The organism is Streptomyces inusitatus (assembly GCF_014651115.1).
In the GTDB taxonomy this organism is placed as follows: domain Bacteria; phylum Actinomycetota; class Actinomycetes; order Streptomycetales; family Streptomycetaceae; genus Streptomyces; species Streptomyces amakusaensis.
The window spans coordinates 55,268-73,915 of the sequence record NZ_BMWG01000014.1; the positions used below are offsets into that span (position 1 = coordinate 55,268).

Annotated in this window: 17 protein-coding genes; 15 read left to right on the top strand and 2 right to left on the bottom strand. The window is 71.8% G+C overall.

Going from position 1 to position 18,648, the window contains the following annotated elements; all coding sequences use genetic code 11:
* Window positions 1-138 precede the first annotated feature (138 nt).
* On the bottom strand, window positions 139-1,056 hold the full coding sequence (locus IE247_RS20870; RefSeq protein WP_190124730.1) for a carbohydrate kinase family protein: 918 nt from the start codon (window positions 1,054-1,056) through the stop codon (window positions 139-141).
* A gap of 173 nt (window positions 1,057-1,229) precedes the next feature.
* Here IE247_RS20870 and IE247_RS20875 point away from each other — a divergent pair, with 173 nt between their 5' ends.
* Window positions 1,230-1,661, top strand: a complete 432-nt coding sequence (locus IE247_RS20875) for a Rieske (2Fe-2S) protein (protein WP_190124731.1) — start codon at window positions 1,230-1,232, stop codon at window positions 1,659-1,661.
* 74 nt (window positions 1,662-1,735) lie between these two features.
* On the opposite strand, the gene IE247_RS20880 is transcribed toward IE247_RS20875, so the two are convergent.
* Window positions 1,736-2,668, bottom strand: a complete 933-nt coding sequence (locus tag IE247_RS20880; protein WP_190124732.1) for a hypothetical protein — start codon at window positions 2,666-2,668, stop codon at window positions 1,736-1,738.
* Window positions 2,669-2,939: 271 nt separating this feature from the next.
* On the opposite strand from IE247_RS20880, the gene IE247_RS20885 reads away from it, so the two are divergent.
* From IE247_RS20885 to IE247_RS20950, 14 genes are all read left to right on the top strand, one after another.
* Window positions 2,940-3,575: a papain-like cysteine protease family protein gene (locus IE247_RS20885; RefSeq protein ID WP_190124733.1), complete on the top strand. Its 636-nt coding sequence runs from the start codon at window positions 2,940-2,942 to the stop codon at window positions 3,573-3,575.
* A gap of 5 nt (window positions 3,576-3,580) precedes the next feature.
* Complete coding sequence (locus tag IE247_RS20890; RefSeq protein ID WP_190124847.1) at window positions 3,581-4,441, top strand: hypothetical protein; 861 nt, start codon at window positions 3,581-3,583, stop codon at window positions 4,439-4,441.
* Between the two features lie 208 nt (window positions 4,442-4,649).
* Window positions 4,650-6,671, top strand: a complete 2,022-nt coding sequence (uvrC, locus tag IE247_RS20895) for an excinuclease ABC subunit UvrC (RefSeq protein ID WP_190124734.1) — start codon at window positions 4,650-4,652, stop codon at window positions 6,669-6,671.
* Window positions 6,668-7,606: an RNase adapter RapZ gene (rapZ, locus tag IE247_RS20900; protein WP_190124735.1), complete on the top strand. Its 939-nt coding sequence runs from the start codon at window positions 6,668-6,670 to the stop codon at window positions 7,604-7,606. Before uvrC ends, rapZ begins: the two co-directional genes overlap by 4 nt.
* The gene (locus IE247_RS20905) at window positions 7,603-8,634 is read left to right on the top strand and encodes a gluconeogenesis factor YvcK family protein (protein ID WP_190124736.1); all 1,032 of its coding nucleotides are present in this window, start codon (window positions 7,603-7,605) and stop codon (window positions 8,632-8,634) included. Before rapZ ends, IE247_RS20905 begins: the two co-directional genes overlap by 4 nt.
* Window positions 8,625-9,614 carry a DNA-binding protein WhiA gene (gene whiA, locus IE247_RS20910; RefSeq protein WP_153487707.1) on the top strand — a complete coding sequence of 330 codons (990 nt, stop codon included), beginning with the start codon at window positions 8,625-8,627 and terminating at the stop codon, window positions 9,612-9,614. The genes IE247_RS20905 and whiA overlap by 10 nt, the downstream gene beginning before the upstream one ends.
* An 803-nt stretch (window positions 9,615-10,417) precedes the next feature.
* Window positions 10,418-11,425: a type I glyceraldehyde-3-phosphate dehydrogenase gene (gene gap / locus IE247_RS20915; protein ID WP_190124737.1), complete on the top strand. Its 1,008-nt coding sequence runs from the start codon at window positions 10,418-10,420 to the stop codon at window positions 11,423-11,425.
* Window positions 11,426-11,529: 104 nt separating this feature from the next.
* Window positions 11,530-12,741: a phosphoglycerate kinase gene (locus tag IE247_RS20920; protein ID WP_190124738.1), complete on the top strand. Its 1,212-nt coding sequence runs from the start codon at window positions 11,530-11,532 to the stop codon at window positions 12,739-12,741.
* 7 nt (window positions 12,742-12,748) lie between these two features.
* Window positions 12,749-13,525: a triose-phosphate isomerase gene (tpiA, locus tag IE247_RS20925; protein ID WP_190124739.1), complete on the top strand. Its 777-nt coding sequence runs from the start codon at window positions 12,749-12,751 to the stop codon at window positions 13,523-13,525.
* A gap of 224 nt (window positions 13,526-13,749) precedes the next feature.
* Window positions 13,750-13,980, top strand: coding sequence for a preprotein translocase subunit SecG (gene secG / locus IE247_RS20930; protein WP_018848634.1), 231 nt, complete (start codon window positions 13,750-13,752; stop codon window positions 13,978-13,980).
* 134 nt (window positions 13,981-14,114) lie between these two features.
* The gene (locus tag IE247_RS20935) at window positions 14,115-14,450 is read left to right on the top strand and encodes an RNA polymerase-binding protein RbpA (RefSeq protein ID WP_003957010.1); all 336 of its coding nucleotides are present in this window, start codon (window positions 14,115-14,117) and stop codon (window positions 14,448-14,450) included.
* A 406-nt stretch (window positions 14,451-14,856) separates the two neighbouring features.
* Window positions 14,857-16,509, top strand: a complete 1,653-nt coding sequence (gene pgi / locus IE247_RS20940) for a glucose-6-phosphate isomerase (RefSeq protein WP_190124740.1) — start codon at window positions 14,857-14,859, stop codon at window positions 16,507-16,509.
* A gap of 5 nt (window positions 16,510-16,514) precedes the next feature.
* Window positions 16,515-17,018, top strand: a complete 504-nt coding sequence (locus IE247_RS20945) for a PH domain-containing protein (protein ID WP_190124741.1) — start codon at window positions 16,515-16,517, stop codon at window positions 17,016-17,018.
* A complete protein-coding gene (locus IE247_RS20950) occupies window positions 17,015-18,607 on the top strand; it encodes a PH domain-containing protein (RefSeq protein ID WP_190124742.1) in 1,593 nt (530 codons plus the stop codon). Before IE247_RS20945 ends, IE247_RS20950 begins: the two co-directional genes overlap by 4 nt.
* Window positions 18,608-18,648 lie beyond the last annotated feature (41 nt).

Here is an 18,648-nt window from a genome sequence, read left to right on the forward strand (position 1 = left end):
AGGCCCCCCCCCCGAAAGAGGGGGGGGGGGGCCCCCCCACAGAGGCGCGGAGCCCGCCCCCCCCCCCGCCCCCCCCCCCCGGCCCGGCCCCCGGGGGGGGGGGGGGGCGGGGGGGAGCCGACCCGGGAGCCGGGGGCTCTAGCCGCGCAGCTCGTCCGCGTACGGCGGCTCCGCGCCGGGGCGGGAGCAGGTGATCGCGGCGGCGCGGGCGGCGAAGCCCAGCAGCTCCCGCCAGGCGGGCTCGTCCAGCGCCGCCAGCCCGTCGGCCGACAGCGCGCCCCGGGAGTCCAGAGCGTGCAGCAGGGCAGCGTTCACGGTGTCCCCGGCGCCGATGGTGTCCGCCACGGTCACCGGGACCGCCGGAACCGAGACCTCCGTCCCGCCCCTGGTGCGTACCGTCAGCCCTCGCGTACCCCGGGTGAGGACCACGGCGGCGGGGCCCCGGGGGCCGTCCGGCACCCCGCCCAGCCAGCGGGCGTCGTCCTCCGACAGCTTCAGCAGCGTGACATCCGGCAGCCAGCTCGCGAACCGCTCGCGATAGGCGTCCGGATCCGGGATCAGCCCCGGCCGCACATTGGGGTCGAGCAGGGTGAAGAGCCCGCGCCGGGCCTCCCGCCGCAGCAGCCGCTCGTACGCGCTCGCACCCGGCTCCAGCACCAGCGAGCAGGTGCCGAACGCCACCGCGCGTGCCGGGGTCGGCAGCGCGGGCGGCAGCTCGAAGAGCCGGTCCGCGCTGCCCTCGGCGTAGAAGCCGTACCCCGCGGAGCCGTCCGCGCCCACGGCGGCGACCGCCAGTGTCGTCGGCTCCGGGCCGCGCGCCACCAGCGAGGTGTCGACGCCCGCCGCGCGCAGCCCGGCGAGCAGCGCCTCGCCGAAGCCGTCCGTGGACATCCGGGAGCAGAAGGCGGCCCGCGCGCCGAGCCGCCCCAGTGCCATGGCGGTGTTGTACGGCCCGCCCCCGGGCCGGGGCAGCAGCGCGGGCAGGGGCCCGCCGTCCCCGGGGCCGTCCCTCAGCGGGACCAGGTCGATCAAGGATTCTCCGGCGACGACGATCACGGCTCCGAACGTAGCCCATCGCCGCCGCCGCGCGGGAGTGAGCCCGCCCGCCGGCCGACGGCGGCACGTCGGTATTGTCAGGGTCTGCCGCCATCGCGGTGCCGATGGCGGCACACCGGCCGCGGCCCCCGCCGCCACCGCCCCAGACCAGCACTCTGAACAGTGGAGTTCTCATGTCCGGCCTCTCGCCCGCCGCCCGCCGCACCGTGCTGAAAGGCGCGGCCCTCGCCGGAGCAGCCGGCCTCGGGGCCGCCGCGTGCGCCCCCGGGGAAAGGGCGGCCCGTCCCAAGAACCCCGTCCCGACCGCGCCCGTCGATCTGGGCGAGGCCGACGCCGTGCCCGTCGGCGGCGCGATGCTCTACCGCGAGCAGCGGCTGCTGGTCAGCAGGCAGGCCGAGGGGCAGTACAAGGCGTTCAGCGCCCAGTGCACCCACGGCGGCTGCGTACTGACCAAGATCATCGCCAATGAGGGCAAGTGCCCCTGCCACGGCAGCCGCTTCGATGTGAACACCGGCAAGGTGGTGTCCGGCCTGGCGACCGTGGATCTCCCCGAGGTCCCGATCAAGACCGAGGGCGGCATGCTCATCGCGGGCCCCGACGCCTGACAGCCCCGGCCCCTCTGCCCCCGGCCCCCCGGCCCGGAGCCGGGCCGGAGGGCCAGGGCGTGTGGCGGCCGGGATCAGTCCCAGTCCCAGTCGATGCCCAGGATCCCCGGCCGTACGCCCTGCTCGACCAGATGGACCGTACGGTGCCGCCCGCCGAGCGTCAGATCCGTCCGCGCGCCGCGCGGCGCGCCCGTGGTGGCCTGGGCGAACCGCCGGCACCGCACCGGCAGCGCCTGCTCGTCGAAGCGGACCCGCAGGACGTACTGCCCGCCCGCGTAGGTGAAACCCCGGACGTACTCGGTGCTCGGCCCGCCGGTCCCGTCCTCGAAGCCGTACCCGAAGAAGTGCGTCTCGCCCGCGCGCAGCCGCGCGTCGAAGAGCAGCTCCGCGACGACCACACCGGTCTCCCGGTGCCAGCGCACCCGTCCCGTGCGGCAGTTCTCCAGCGCGGTCACCCGCACCCGGGCCGGATCGCACCCCGGGTCGCCGTGGTGGATGGCGAGATAGCGGTCCACCCCGTCGCGGTGGGCCCGTACGGCGTGCTGGGACTCGCGGCCCAGCAGCTCCCGGTCCGCGCCTATCCGCACCCGCTCATGGTGGCCCACCGTGTGCAGCCCGCCGTCCGCCGGGGCTTCCAGATCCGCCAGCAGCCGCTCCACCGTGGCCGACATCTCCATCAGCGAGCGGTACGAGCGCGCCGCCGGGCGCTCCACCTCCCCGCGACCGCCGCCCTCACCGGCGCCGAGCAGCCGGGTCAGGGAGTTCCCCGGGAGTTCGAGAACCTCCTCCAGGGCGCGCACCGCCCGCAGCGACTCGGGGCGCTGGGGCCTGCGCGCCCCCTGCTGCCAGTAGCTGAGACTGGTCACCCCGACCTTGATGCCCCGGTGCGCCAGATGGTGCTGCACCCGCTGGAGCGGCAGCCCGCGCACCGCGAGCGCCGCCCGCAGCGCGAGATGGAACGGGCCGGTGTGCAACACCTGCGCCAGATCGGCCTCGGTGTGGCCCATGGGAATCCTCCAGTGGCGTCGGGGGCGGCACCGCGCGTCAAGTCGGCGGGGAACTCTCGTGAACGTTCACGACGGTGCCGGTCCCGGCGGGCGGTGGGCGATGGCGGCCCAGGTGGGACAGGAGGGGCGCGTTCACACCCCGCCCGCCGCGTTCACAGCTCCGTACCACCCGCATTGAAGCGTGTTGACCTGCTCCCGACAAGGACTGATGCTCAACCGCAGCGTCCGGACGCGCTCCTCCACCCCCACCCTTCCCTCAGGGAGGAACGCGATGCGCAGTATCAGAAGACGGCTCGCCGCCGTGGCGGCGGTCCTTGCCGCGATTGTCACCCTGCCGCTGTCCTCGGCCACCGCCGCCACCCCCGGCGACCGGGCCGAACGGCTCGCCGCCACGGCGTCCGCCGAATCCGGCGACGTCGGGGCCCTGGCCTGGAAGCGGCTCAATCTGACCATGCAGGCACAGCTCAAGACCAACTGGTGCTGGGCCGCGGGCGGCAACACCATCGCCGCCTACTTCGGCAAGAACTACTCGCAGAACCAGTTCTGCAACGCCTCCTTCAACCGCCAGCAGGGCACCGAGTGCCCCAACAACCAGGCGACGCTCGGGAATGTGCAGACCGGGCTGCGCTGGGCCGGGGTCAGCCCCGGCTCCTACATAGGCGACTGGCTGCGCTACTCGGCCGTGCAGACCGAGATAGACGCCAACCGCCCGATCGAGACCCGGATCCAGTGGTCCAGCGGCGGCGGCCACATGCATGTCATCTACGGCTACGACACGGCCAACAGCTGGGTCTACTGGGGCGATCCATGGCAGACCAGCGACCGCTACAACTGGGCCTCGCACGCCTGGTACGTGAACAACAGCTCTTTCTCCTGGACCCACTCGCTCTACCGGATCGGGGCGTGAGCGCGATGAAGCGGACCTCGCGAATCGCCGGAGCCTCCCTCGTCGCCTGCCTCGCGCTCGGCGGCCTGGGCACGGGCACCGCCAACGCGGCCACCGGAGCCGGGGAAACCCCCGCCCCCTCGGCCAAGGACCTGGCGGCGGCGCGCGGCGCGGCCACCGCCCCCGCCACGCTGGAGACGCTCTCCCGCTTCTTCGCCCGCGACGGCGCCGTCGCGCGGTCGGCGGCGTCGCCCCGCGCCGAGGGGGCGACCGTCCCGCTGCGCACCCTCGCACCGGAGTTCGTGGCCGGGAAGGCGGGCGCGCCCGTCGCCCGTACCGAGTTCCTGGCGACCCAGGCGCTCTCGTCGGACGGTCAGCGGGCGTCGGTGTGGGCCGCCCGCCAGGGCTCGACCTGGCAGGTGGTGAACATCGCCACCGGTGACGACGAGTTCCGCTACACCCGGCAGGGCGAGCGCAGGCTCCCCGGCGGCACGGTCTTCCGCGAGCCGCAGATCGACGCCTGGTACGTGAGCAAGGGTACGAAGGTGCTCCCGCTGGACGAGGACGCCACCCGGGCGGTCGGCGCGAAGGGCACCACCCTCGCCGCCTACCGGGACCGGGTCCGGGCCGCCTACGCCGACAAGCTGCCCGGCTCCGGCTACGCCAAGAAGGGCGTGGCCGGCGGCTACGGACCCGCCGGCTCCGCACCCCAGGACGCCGCGGGGCGGGCGGCCGCGCCCGCCGGGACCGACAAGGCCGTCCGGGCCGCTTCCCCCGACCGGGACAACGCCGCGCTGACCGTCACCTCGGTCGCGGCGGGGGCCGGCGGGGTCCTCGCCCTCGCCCTCTGCGCGCTCACCGCGCTGCGGCTGCGCCGCCGCGTCTGAGCCGCGCCTGAGCTGTACCCGAGCGGTACCCGAGCCACCCGAGCCGTACCCGAGCCACCCCCGAGCCTCCCGGCGACCCCGGGAGACGAGCCCCCTCCAGGGAACGAGCGCCCGTCGCCCTCACCGGCGGCGGGCGCTCGCCGCCGTGCCGACCTGCCGACCGCCTCGGAGGGCCGCGCTGTCAGTCCCCGCAAGTAGGGTGGACGACATGGCAGACCCCTCCAGCTACCGTCCCAGGCCGGGAGAGATCCCTGACTCCCCGGGGGTCTACAAATTCCGCGACGACCACCGCCGGGTGATCTACGTCGGGAAGGCGAAGAGCCTGCGCCAGCGGCTCGCCAGCTACTTCCAGGACGTGGCGAATCTCCACCCGCGCACCGCCACCATGGTCACCACCGCCGCCTCGGTGGAGTGGACGGTGGTCTCCACCGAGGTCGAGGCGCTCCAGCTGGAGTACACCTGGATCAAGGAGTTCGACCCCCGGTTCAACGTCAAGTACCGCGACGACAAGAGCTATCCCTACCTCGCCGTCACCCTCAACGAGGAGTTCCCCCGGGTCCAGGTGATGCGCGGGGCCAAGCGCAAGGGCGTGCGCTACTTCGGCCCCTACGGCCACGCGTGGGCCATCCGCGAGACCGTCGATCTGATGCTCCGGGTCTTCCCCGTGCGCACCTGCTCCGCCGGAGTCCTCAAGAACCACCAGCAGAAGGGCCGCCCCTGCCTCCTCGGCTACATCGGCAAGTGCTCCGCGCCCTGCGTCGGCCGGGTCACCCCCGAGGAGCACCGCGAACTGGCCGAGGAGTTCTGCGACTTCATGGCCGGCCGCACCGGCGCGTACATCCGCAGGCTGGAGAAGCGGATGACGGAGGCGGCCGAGGAGATGGAGTACGAGCGGGCCGCCCGGCTCCGTGACGACATAGAAGCCCTCCGGCGCGCCCTGGAGAAGAGCGCGGTCGTGCTCGCCGACGCCACCGACGCCGATCTGATCGCCGTCGCCGAGGACGAGCTGGAGGCCGCGGTCCAGATCTTCCACGTCCGCGGCGGCCGGGTGCGCGGACAGCGCGGCTGGGTCACCGACAAGGTCGAGGCGGTGGACACCGCCGGCCTGGTCGAGCACGCCCTTCAGCAGCTGTACGGCGAGGAGCGCGGCGACGCGGTCCCCAAGGAGGTCCTGGTGCCTGCCCTCCCCGAGGAGGCGGCGGCGGTCAGCCAGTGGCTCGGCGAGCGGCGCGGCTCGCTGGTCTCCCTGCGCATCCCCCGGCGCGGCGACAAGAAGGACCTGATGGAGACGGTCCAGCGCAATGCCCAGCAGGCGCTGGTGCTGCACAAGACCAAGCGCGCCAGCGACCTCACCACCCGCTCCCGGGCGCTGGAGGAGATCGCCGAGGCCCTGGAGCTGGACTCCGCGCCGCTGCGGATCGAGTGCTTCGACATCTCCCATCTCCAGGGCGAGGACGTCGTGGCCTCGATGGTGGTCTTCGAGGACGGGCTGCCGCGCAAGAGCGAGTACCGCCGCTTCCAGATCAAGACCTTCAGCGGCCAGGACGACGTCCGCTCCATGCACGAGGTGATCAGCCGCCGCTTCCGCCGCTATCTCGCCGAGAAGGACAGAACGGGGGAGTGGATCGGCGCGGACACCCCCGGGGACGCGGAGAGCGCGGGCGCCGATGCTCCCGACGCCGCCGCCCAGGCCCTCCAGGACGAGGGGCGGCCCAAGCGCTTCGCCTACCCGCCCCAGCTCGTCGTGGTCGACGGCGGACAGCCCCAGGTCGCCGCGGCCCGGCGCGCCCTCGACGAGCTGGGCATCGACGACGTCGCCGTCTGCGGGCTCGCCAAGCGGCTGGAAGAGGTCTGGCTGCCGAACCAGGACGACCCGGTCGTCCTGCCCCGCTCCAGCGAGGGGCTCTATCTCCTCCAGCGGGTCCGCGACACCGCCCACGACTTCGCCATCCGCTATCAGCGCTCCAAGCGGACCAAGCGCATCCGCACCAGCCCCCTGGACGCGGTCCACGGCCTCGGCGAGACCCGCAAGCAGACGCTCATCAAGCATTTCGGCTCGATCAAGCGGCTGCGACAGGCGACAATCGAACAGATCTGCGAAGTACCCGGCATGGGCCGGAAGACCGCGGAAGCCGTGGTCACGGCCCTCGCCCAGGCGGCCCCGGCCGCCCCTGCCGTGAATACGGCAACAGGAGAGATCATTGAAGAGAACGACGGGGGCAGCACATGAACGAGCACGACACAGACGGAGCAGCAGACGTGAGTACGGGCACCACCACCGAGCCCGGCGGGACCGCCGAGGCGGCCATCCCCGAGCTGGTCATCATCTCGGGAATGTCCGGCGCCGGGCGCAGCACCGCCGCCAAATGTCTTGAGGACCTCGGCTGGTTCGTCGTCGACAACCTGCCGCCCGCGCTGATCCCCACCATGGTGGAGCTCGGCGCGCGCTCACAGGGCAATGTCGCCCGGATCGCCGTGGTCGTGGACGTCCGGGGCCGCAGGTTCTTCGACAATCTCCGCGAGTCCCTGGCCGACCTCGCCGCCAAGCAGGTCACCTGCCGGATCGTTTTCCTCGAATCCTCCGACGACGCCCTGGTCAGGCGCTTCGAGTCGGTGCGCAGGCCCCATCCGCTCCAGGGCGACGGCCGCATCGTCGACGGCATCGCCGCCGAGCGCGACCTGCTGCGCGAGCTGCGCGGCGACGCCGACCTGGTCATCGACACCTCCAGCCTCAATGTCCACGAGCTGCGCGCCAAGATGGACGCCCAGTTCGCGGGCGACGAGAAGCCGGAGCTGCGGGCCACCGTGATGTCCTTCGGGTTCAAGTACGGACTGCCCGTCGACGCGGACCTCGTGGTGGACATGCGCTTCCTGCCCAACCCCCACTGGGTCCCGGAGCTGCGCCCCTTCACCGGTCTCAACGAGGAGGTGTCGAACTATGTCTTCAACCAGCCCGGGGCCAAGGAGTTCCTCGACCGCTACACCGAGCTGCTCCAGATGATCGCCGCGGGCTACCGCCGCGAGGGCAAGCGGTATGTCACCGTCGCCGTCGGCTGTACGGGCGGCAAGCACCGCTCGGTGGCCACCTCCGAGAAGCTCGCCGCCGCGCTCGTCGCGGCCGGCATCGAGACCGTGGTCGTCCACCGGGACCTGGGGCGCGAGTGACCGCACGCTCCCTGCGCCTGCGTCGGCTGCGCAGATCCGTCACGCCCACCAGCCGCAGACGCGGCGCTCAGCCCAAGGTGGTCGCCCTCGGCGGCGGCATGGGGCTCTCCGCCTCGCTGGCGGCCCTGCGCCGGATCACCGGCGATCTCACCGCCGTCGTCACCGTCGCCGACGACGGCGGCTCCAGCGGCCGGCTCCGTGAGGAGCTGGGCGTGCTCCCCCCGGGCGATCTGCGCAAGGCGCTCGCGGCGCTCTGCGGCGACGACGACTGGGGGCAGACCTGGGCCCGGGTGATCCAGCACCGCTTCCAGTCCCAGGGCGAGCTGCATGAGCACGCGGTCGGCAATCTGCTGATCGTGGCCCTCTGGGAGCAGCTCGGCGATCATGTCCAGGCCCTGGATCTGGTGGGCCGGCTGCTCGGTGCGCACGGCCGGGTGCTGCCCATGTCGGCGGTGCCGCTGGAGCTCCAGGCGCTGGTGCGCGGCCATGATCCGACGCGCCCGGACGATGTCGACATCGTGCGCGGTCAGGCGACGGTCGCCCTCACCCCCGGGGACGTCCAGTCCGTGCACCTCGTGCCGAACGATCCGCCCGCCGTTCCGGAGGCCGTGGCCGCCGTCCTTGACGCCGACTGGGTGGTTCTGGGGCCCGGATCCTGGTTCTCCTCGGTGATTCCCCATCTGCTGGTGCCCGAGCTGCTCGACGCGCTGGTGGAGACCAAGGCCCGCCGGGTTCTCTCCCTCAATCTCGCCCCCCAGCCCGGCGAGACAGAAGGTTTTTCCCCGCAGCGTCATTTGGAGGTTTTGGGACGACACGCGCCTAAACTCACCCTGGACGTGGTGCTGGCCGACGAGGCCGCCGTGCCCGACCGCGATTCTCTCGCCGACGCCGCCAAACGCCTCGGCGCCGCGGTCGAGCTGGCCCCCGTGGCCTCGCCCGACAGCGTTTCCAAGCACGATCCGGAGCTGTTGGCCGCCGCGTACGACCGTATTTTTCGGATGCATGGAAGGATCGGCCCATGGCGATGACGGCAGCGGTGAAGGACGAGATTTCCCGGCTCCCCGTCACCCGGACCTGCTGCAGAAAGGCGGAGGTCTCGGCGATCCTGCGGTTCGCGGGCGGGCTGCACCTGGTGAGCGGGCGCATTGTGATCGAGGCCGAGCTGGACACCGGGATCGCCGCGCGCCGGCTCAAGCGCGACATCCTGGAGATCTTCGGCCATACGTCCGAGCTGATGGTGATGGCTCCCGGCGGGCTGCGCAGAGGCTCACGGTACGTCGTACGCGTCGTCGCGGGCGGCGACCAGCTGGCCCGGCAGACCGGGCTGGTCGACGGCCGGGGCCGCCCCATCCGGGGGCTGCCGCCGCAGGTCGTCTCCGGGGCCACCTGTGACGCGGAGGCCGCGTGGCGCGGTGCGTTCCTCGCCCACGGCTCGCTGACCGAGCCGGGCCGCTCCTCCTCGCTGGAGGTCACCTGCCCGGGCCCGGAGGCGGCACTCGCGCTGGTCGGGGCCGCGCGGCGGCTCTCCATCGCGGCGAAGGCCCGCGAGGTGCGCGGCGTGGACCGGGTCGTCGTCCGCGACGGCGACGCGATCGGCGCGCTGCTGACCCGGCTCGGCGCCCATGAGTCGGTGCTTGCCTGGGAGGAGCGGCGGATGCGGCGCGAGGTCCGCGCCACCGCCAACCGGCTCGCCAACTTCGACGACGCCAATCTGCGGCGCTCGGCCCGGGCCGCGGTGGCGGCGGGGGCCCGGGTGCAGCGCGCCCTGGAGATCCTCGGCGAGGAGGTGCCCGAGCATCTCGCGGCGGCGGGGCGGCTCCGGATGGAGCACAAGCAGGCCTCGCTGGAGGAGCTGGGCGCGCTGGCCGATCCGCCGCTGACGAAGGACGCGGTGGCGGGACGGATCCGCAGACTGCTGGCCATGGCGGACAAGCGGGCGCAGGACCTGGGGATTCCGGGCACGGAGTCCAACCTCACCGAGGAGATGGCCGACGGCCTCGTCGGCTGAGCCCAAGGGGCCCGCCACTCCGGACCGGCCCGCCTCCCCGGTCGGACCGGAGACCGCCGGCTTCACCCCCGACCCCTTCGCCTACGAGCTCTCACAGCGGCCGCGCGCCGACACCCTGGCCAGCGCCGAGGAGGGCGGCACCGCACCGGCACCGCACCGGCGCGGCACATCCGCCGCGTACACCCGGGCCCTCGCCGGCAACGGCCGGCGGGCCGCGGTCCGGGACGCCGCGGTCCAGGGCCGCCCGCACCCGCTGGGGGTGCTCGCCCACTTCCGCACCGCCGTCCGGCACACCGGCGCGGCGGCCCCGCCCCCTCCTGGTCCACCACCTCACGCCGTGCGCGCCCATCTCAACGAGGGCTGCCGTTCCCGCCCTGCGAGGGGCGGTGGTACGCGGCAGCCGCCCACCGCGACGGCTCCTGGCAGCGGCCGACCCGGCCCGAGCGACGGCGGGCGCGGAGTCTTCGCAGACGACACCTCCCTCTCCCTCCGGGGTGGGACCGCGCCGGACGGGGGCTTCGAGACCGCGGGCGGCCGGACGCTTGGGAACACTCGGACGCGGATGAACACCGGGAGCGCTCGAACGGTCGCCCAGAGTGGCTTCGCCCGCTCATTAGGGAAGGCCTCCGCGCAGGTGAGGACCGTCTGACGGCCCTACCGGGTGGTACGGGTCACGGGGGCCCCTTCCGGGCCCTCTGATGTCACCTGGAGGCCCTCAGAGAGGTAGGGTCGTAAGCGGTCGGGGACATCCCATACAACTCGCCGGCAGTCAAAACCCGGCGTACCAACGAGGAGATCGGTTCGTGACGATCCGCGTAGGCATCAACGGCTTTGGCCGCATCGGTCGTAACTACTTCCGCGCGCTGCTGGAGCAGGGTGCTGACATCGAGATCGTGGCTGTCAACGACCTGGGTGACACTGCGACCACGGCGCACCTGCTGAAGTACGACACCATCCTGGGCCGCCTCAAGGCCGAGGTCAGCCACACCGCCGACACGATCACCGTGGACGGCCGCACCATCAAGGTGCTCTCCGAGCGCAACCCCGCGGACATCCCCTGGGGCGAGCTGGGCGTCGACATCGTCATCGAGTCGACCGGCATCTTCACCAAGAAGGCCGACGCCGAGAAGCACATCGCCGGCGGTGCGAAGAAGGTCCTCATCTCGGCTCCGGCCAAGGACGAGGACATCACCATCGTGATGGGCGTCAACCAGGACAAGTACGACGCGGCCAACCACCACGTCATCTCGAACGCGTCCTGCACCACCAACTGTGTGGCGCCGATGGCGAAGATCCTCGACGAGAACTTCGGCATCGTCCGCGGTCTGATGACCACGGTCCACGCCTACACCAACGACCAGCGCATCCTGGACTTCCCGCACTCCGACCTGCGTCGCGCCCGCGCCGCCGCGGAGAACATCATCCCGACCACGACGGGTGCCGCCAAGGCCACCGCCCTGGTCCTCCCGCAGCTCAAGGGCAAGCTGGACGGCATCGCCATGCGCGTTCCGGTTCCCACCGGCTCGGCCACCGACCTGGTGGTCGAGGTCTCCCGCGAGGTCACCAAGGACGAGGTCAACGCCGCGTTCAAGAAGGCCGCCGAGGGCGAGCTCCAGGGCATCCTGGCCTACACCGAGGACCAGATCGTCTCCTCGGACATCGTCAGCGACCCGGCCTCGTGCACCTTCGACTCCTCCCTGACCATGGTTCAGGAAGGCAACTCGATCAAGATCCTCGGCTGGTACGACAATGAGTGGGGCTACTCCAACCGCCTTGTGGACCTCACGGTCTTCGTCGGCGAGCAGCTCTGAACACGATTTTGAAAGCTCAGTGATGTGAGCGACGGGGCTCGACCAGCGCACACCGGCGCTGCTCGGGCCCCGTGGCACGTCCAGCCATCCGAGGAGTCCCGTCCATGAAGACGATCGACCAGCTTCTTGCCGAGGGGGTCGCGGGCCGCCGGGTATTCGTCCGCGCCGACCTCAATGTGCCGCTCGACGGCACTGTGATCACCGACGACGGCCGTATCCGCGCCGTCGTGCCGACCGTCGCCAAGCTCGCCGAGGCGGGCGCGCGCGTCGTCGTCGCCTCCCATCTGGGCCGCCCCAAGGGCGCTCCGGACCCGGCCTTCTCGCTGGCCCCCGCCGCCGCGCGGCTCGGCGAGCTGCTCGGCGCCGAGGTCGCCTTCGCGACCGACACCGTCGGCCCCTCCGCCACCGAGACCGTCGCGGGCCTCGCCGACGGCGGCGTCGCGGTCATCGAGAACCTCCGCTTCAACCCCGGCGAGACCAGCAAGGACGACGCCGAGCGCGCCGCCTTCGCCGAGCAGCTCGCCGCCCTGGCCGATGTGTACGTCGGCGACGGCTTCGGCGCCGTGCACCGCAAGCACGCCTCCGTCTACGACCTCCCCGCCCTGCTGCCGCACGCGGCCGGCTATCTGATCGCCACCGAGGTCGGTGTGCTGAAGAAGCTCACCGACGACGTGCGGCGGCCGTACGCGGTCGTCCTCGGCGGCGCGAAGGTCTCCGACAAGCTCGGCGTCATCGACCATCTGCTGGACCGGGCCGACCGCATCCTCATCGGCGGCGGCATGGTCTACACCTTCCTCAAGGCCCAGGGCCACGAGGTCGGCCGCTCGCTGCTCCAGGAGGACCAGATCCCGGTCGTCCAGGAGTATCTGGCGCGCGCCGCGGAGAAGGGCGTGGAGTTCGTCCTGCCCGTCGACGTCCTGGTCGCCTCCGGCTTCCCGGACCTGAAGACCAAGGCCCCGGCCCACCCCGACACGGTCACGGTCGACGCCATCCCGGCCGACCGGCTCGGGCTGGACATCGGCCCCGAGACCTGCAAGCTCTACGCTTCAAAGCTCGCCGACACGGCCACCGTCTTCTGGAACGGCCCGATGGGCGTCTTCGAGCACCCCGACTACGCCGAGGGCACCAAGGCCGTGGCCCAGGCGCTGATCGAATCCCCGGCCTTCACCGTCGTCGGCGGCGGGGACTCCGCCGCCGCGGTGCGGATCCTGGGCTTCGACGAGAATGCATTCGGCCATATTTCGACCGGTGGCGGCGCGAGCCTCGAATATCTCGAAGGCAAGACGCTTCCCGGGCTCGCCGCACTGGAGGACTGACACTTTCATGACCACTCGCACCCCGCTCATGGCGGGCAACTGGAAGATGAACCTCAACCACCTTGAGGCCATCGCCCATGTCCAGAAGCTCGCCTTCGCCCTGGCGGACAAGGACTACGACGCCGTCGAGGTCGCCGTGCTCCCGCCGTTCACCGACCTCAGGTCCGTGCAGACCCTGGTCGACGGCGACAAGCTGAAGATCAAGTACGGCGCCCAGGACATCTCGGCGCAGGACTCCGGCGCGTACACCGGGGAGATCTCCGGCCTGATGCTCGCCAAGCTCAAGTGCGCCTATGTCGCGGTCGGCCACTCCGAGCGCCGGCAGTACCACGCCGAGTCCGACGAGATCTGCAACGCCAAGGTGAAGGCCGCGTTCCGGCACGGCATCACCCCCATCCTCTGCGTCGGCGAGGGACTGGACGTCCGCAAGGCCGGACAGCAGGTGGAGCACACCCTCGCCCAGCTCGACGGCGGCCTCAAGGACGTCCCGGCCGAGCAGGCCGAGACCATCGTGATCGCGTACGAGCCGGTCTGGGCGATCGGCACCGGCGAGGTCGCCACGCCCGAGGACGCGCAGGAGGTCTGCGGAGCGATCCGCGGCCGGCTCGCCGAGCTGTACTCGCAGGAGCTGGCCGACAAGGTCCGCATCCAGTACGGCGGCTCGGTCAAGTCCGGGAACGTCGCCGCGATCATGGCGCAGCCCGATGTGGACGGCGCCCTGGTGGGCGGCGCGGCGCTGGACGCCGAGGAGTTCGTCAAGATCGTCCGCTTCCGCGATCAGTGAGCACCGGCCGGGGCGAACACGCTCAGTGCGCGTCCGCCCCGGCCAGGTCCACGCCCGCACGGCCACTGGGCACGCTCAGTGAGGGCCTTTCGCGACCGGTGAGTATGCCGTAGCGCGGATCCGTCGTACCCTTGCGGGGGCCTGAGGCTTTTCACCGAGCCCGGGCCCCCGTCGTCCATAGATGTTCCAAGAGATTTGCCAGGAAGTAGGGTCCAGCCGTGGTTATGGGGTTCTCGATCGCCCTGATCGTCTTCAGCCTGCTGCTGATGCTGCTGGTGCTGATGCACAAGGGAAAGGGCGGCGGCCTCTCCGACATGTTCGGCGGCGGTATGCAGTCGTCAGTCGGCGGCTCCTCGGTCGCCGAGCGCAATCTCGACCGGATCACCGTGGTGGTCGGTCTGCTGTGGTTCGCATGCATTGTCGTACTTGGTCTGCTGATGAAGCTGGACAGCTGACCCACAGGCTTTCCCGTCCGGGCGGGGAGGTAACTCCAATACCTGGACGCGCGTTGGGCCTTACGTAGACTGAGGCACCGCGGCGCAGCCGCTGTGAGACGCTGTACAGCACCATCACGCAGGGAGTTACGACCGTGGCAAGTGGCAACGCGATCCGGGGAAGCCGGGTCGGGGCGGGGCCGATGGGCGAGGCCGAGCGTGGCGAGTCCGCGCCGCGTCTGCGCATCTCCTTCTGGTGCTCGAACGGGCACGAGACACAGCCGAGCTTCGCCAGCGACGCGCAGGTCCCTGACACCTGGGACTGCCCCCGCTGTGGGTTCCCGGCAGGCCAGGACCGGGACAATCCCCCGGACCCGCCCCGCACGGAACCGTACAAAACCCATCTCGCCTATGTGCGGGAGCGGCGCAGCGACGCGGACGGCGAGGCGATTCTCGCCGAGGCGCTGGCCAAACTGCGGGGCGAAATCTAGGGCCTGTCGTTTGGATCAGGCTGGATCAGCGAGCGGGGTCTGGTGCCGTGGATCGCAAGGCGGAGGAGTGAGTCGACGCGGAGCGTCGGCGATCGACGACAACGCGGCGAGGTGCGGCACCAGGGCCCGCGAGCCCAGCAAGATCCAAACGACAGGCCCTGAGACTTACGGTCCGGCCGGGACACTTTCGAGTGCCCGGCCGGACTTTTTCGCGCTCGGAACGCCCCGCGCGCGCCGCCCCCGTGCCGTGCGCCGGGGCAATTCAGACGTGCCGTGCCGCCCTCCGATATTCCCGCTTCGCTCATAGCCGACGCCGCTCCGCCTTCACCACACCTCCATGTTTGATCAATTAGGTTGGAGGGGGCGAGAAGGCAGCCAGGTACGAGAGAAGCGAGCTGATGTTCCAGTGAACGCAAGCGGCCGTAAGCGGCTCAACCAGACTCCCGAGTGGACCGCGCTCGGCGAACACCGAGAGCGGCTCGGGCGGACCACGCTGCGGGAGCTGTTCGCGGCCGATCCCGACCGAGGTGAGGAATACACCCTGCGCGTCGGTGACCTGCGTATCGACTACTCCAAGCAGCTGGTCACCGCCGAGACGCTGACGCTCCTGCGCGAGCTGGCGCTCGCCACCGACGTGGCCGGGCTGCGGGACGCGATGTTCCGCGGCGAGAAGATCAACACCACCGAGGACCGAGCCGTCCTCCACACCGCGCTGCGCGCCCCCCGGGGTGCCGTGATCGAGACCGACGGCGAGAACGTGGTGCCCGGGGTGCACGCCGTCCTCGACCGGATGGCCGTCTTCTCCGAGAAGGTCCGCTCCGGCGAGTGGACCGGACACACCGGCAAGCGCATCAGGAACATCGTCAACATCGGTATCGGCGGCTCCGACCTCGGTCCGGCGATGGCGTACGAGGCGCTCCGCGCCCACACCGCCCGGGACCTGACCTTCCGCTTCGTCTCCAATGTGGACGGCGCCGATCTCCACGAGGCGGTACGGGACCTGGACCCGGCCGAGACGCTCTTCATCGTCGCCTCCAAGACCTTCACCACCATCGAGACCATCACCAACGCCACCTCTGCCCGCGACTGGCTCCTCGCCGGGCTGAACGCCGGTCAGGACGCCGTCGCCCGGCACTTCGTGGCGCTGTCGACCAACGCCGGCAAGGTCGAGGACTTCGGCATCGACACGGCCAACATGTTCGAGTTCTGGGACTGGGTCGGCGGCCGGTACTCGTACGACTCCGCCATCGGCCTCTCGCTGATGATCGCGATCGGCCCGGAGCGCTTCCGGGAGATGCTCGACGGCTTCCACCTCGTCGACGAGCACTTCCGGACGGCCCCGGCGGAGGCCAACGCGCCGCTGCTGCTCGGTCTGCTGGGCGTCTGGTACGGCGCCTTCTTCGACGCCCAGTCCCACGCGGTGCTGCCGTACTCCCACTATCTGAGCAAGTTCACCGCCTATCTCCAGCAGCTCGACATGGAGTCCAACGGCAAGTCCGTCGACCGTGAGGGCAACCCGGTCGACTGGCAGACCGGACCGGTCGTCTGGGGCACGCCCGGCACCAACGGGCAGCACGCCTATTACCAGTTGATCCACCAGGGCACCAAGGTCATCCCCGCCGACTTCATCGGCTTCGCCCGCCCGGCCGGCGACCTCCCGCCCGCACTGCTCGCCCAGCACGATCTGCTGATGGCCAACTTCTTCGCCCAGACGCAGGCGCTCGCCTTCGGCAAGACCCCGGAGGAGGTACGGGCGGAGGGCGTCCCCGAGGAGCTGGTCGCGCACAAGACCTTCCGGGGGAACCACCCCACCACCACCGTCCTCGCCGACGAGCTGACCCCCTCGGTGCTCGGCCAGCTGATCGCGCTCTACGAGCACAAGGTCTTCGTCCAGGGCGCGATCTGGAACATCGACTCCTTCGACCAGTGGGGCGTCGAACTGGGCAAGGTCCTCGCCAAGAAGATTGAGCCCGTGCTGACCGGCGCGGCCGGGACCGAGGGGCTCGACAGCTCCACGGCCTCCCTCGTCGCCGCCTACCGCACCCTCAGAGGGCGCTGAGCCGGATGACCGAGGGGGAGGGGACGGTCCGGCTCCGGCCGCCGGAGAACGCGCTCGACCCGAGGGCCGTGAGCTGGTGGCGTACGCGAACGCTGGCCGTCACGGTCACGGCGGCGGGAACGCTCGCCGTACTCGGCTGGCTGATCGCCCCCGCCCGGCCCTGGCTGCTCTGGCCGGCCGCCGCGGTGGCCGTGCTCGGTCTGCTCCAGGCCGCCGTCGTCCCCGCGTGGCGCTACCGGGTGCACCGCTGGGAGACCACCGACGAGGCCGTCTACGTCCGCACCGGGGCGTTCCTCCAGGAGTGGCGGATCGCCCCGATGTCCCGGATCCAGACCGTGGACACCCTGCGCGGCCCGCTGGAGCGCTCGTACGGACTGGCCACGGTCACCGTCACCACCGCCTCCGCCAAAGGGGCGATCACCATCGCCGGGCTCGACCACGAACTGGCGGCGGAACTCGCCCGGCGGCTGACCCGGATCACCCAGGAGACACCGGGAGACGCGACATGAGCGAGCAGGGGGAGCCGCGAGAGTCGGGAGCGCCAGGGGAGTCGGGCGAGCCGGGGGAGCCGGGCGACGGCTGGCGGCGGATAGACAAGAAGGCCCTCCTGGTCACCGGCGCGGTGATGGGCTCCGTCGCCGTCGGCCTCTGCCTCCCCATCCTGCTGGGTCTCTCCGGCGGCTCCTGGCTCGGCCCCCGGGCCCGGCGCGGCACCGGACTGCTCCTGCTGCTCGCCGGGGCCGCCCTCCTGGTGCTCGGACCCGTCGCGGCCGAGTACGTCAACTGGCGCAAGACCCGCTACCGCGTCGGGCCGGACCGCGTCGAACTCCACACCGGGCTGTTCTTCGCCAAACGGCGCTCCCTCGCCCGCGAGCGGATCCGCACCGTCGACCTCGCCGCCAACCCGCTGCTGCGCGTCCTCGGCCTGGTCAAGGTACGCATCGGCACCGGCGAACAGTCCGGCGGCGGTGAGTCCACCCTGGTCCTCGACCCGGTCACCCGGCCCGAGGGGGAACGCCTGCGCGCCGAGCTGCTGATCCGGGCCGCCGCCACCCCGGGCGGCCACCGCGAGGGCGTCCTCGCCACCGTCGACCTGGGCTGGATACGCTACGCGCCGCTCTCCTTCGTCGCCCCCGCCCTGGGCGGCGCGGCGGCCGGAGCGGTGATGCAGATCAGCGACTGGTTCGGAGTGCAGCACGAGGTCATCGTCCACGTCGGCGACTTCTTCCGCGACACCTCCGTCACCATGATGATCCTGACGCTGGCGCTCGCCGCCCTCCTCGCGGGCGTCGTCGGCTCACTCGGCCTCTGGGTCGAGATGTGGTGGAACCACCGCCTGGAGCGCGAGCCCGGCGGCACCCTGCGGGTCCGCCGGGGGCTGTTCACCGTACGCTCCATCTCGATCGAGGAACGCAGACTCCGCGGCGTCGAGCTGGTCGAGCCGCTGGGCGTACGGCTGGCGGGCGCGGCGCGGGTGGACGCCGTCGCCACCGGCATCGGCCGGGACGACCAGGACAAGAACGCCGACCTCCATGTACTGCTGCCGGCCGCGCCGCGCTCCCGCGCGGCGGCCGTCGCCGCGACGGTGCTGCGCGAACCCGTCACCCCCACCGACGCGCCCCTCACCCCGCACCCCGGGGCGGCCCGCGCCCGCAGGCTGCGCCGGGCACTGGCGGCGGCCCTCCTCCTGCCCGCCCTCCTCACCGGCCTCGGAATCTGGCTCACCCCCGTACTCCTCCACATCGCCGCGGGCTTCGCCGCCGTGGCCCTCCCGGCGGCCGTGCTGCTCGCCCTGGACGCCTACCGGAGCCTGGGCCACACCCTCAGCGGCGACTACCTCGTGGCCCGCTCGGGCACCTTCCGCCGCTCGACCGTGGCGCTCCAGCGCGCCGGGGTCATCGGCTGGGTGGTCAAGCGGTCCCTCTTCCAGCGCCGCGCGGGCGTCCTGACCGTCACCGCGACCACCGCCGCCGGAGCGGGCGCGTACTCGGTCCACGACGCGGACGGCTCCGAGGGCCTCGTCTTCGCGCGCCGGGCCGTGCCCGGGCTGTTGGAACCCTTCCTGGAGACACGGCCGGAAACACCGCCGGGGCGATGAGGAAACGACGGAGGCCCGGAACGCCGAACGGCGTTCCGGGC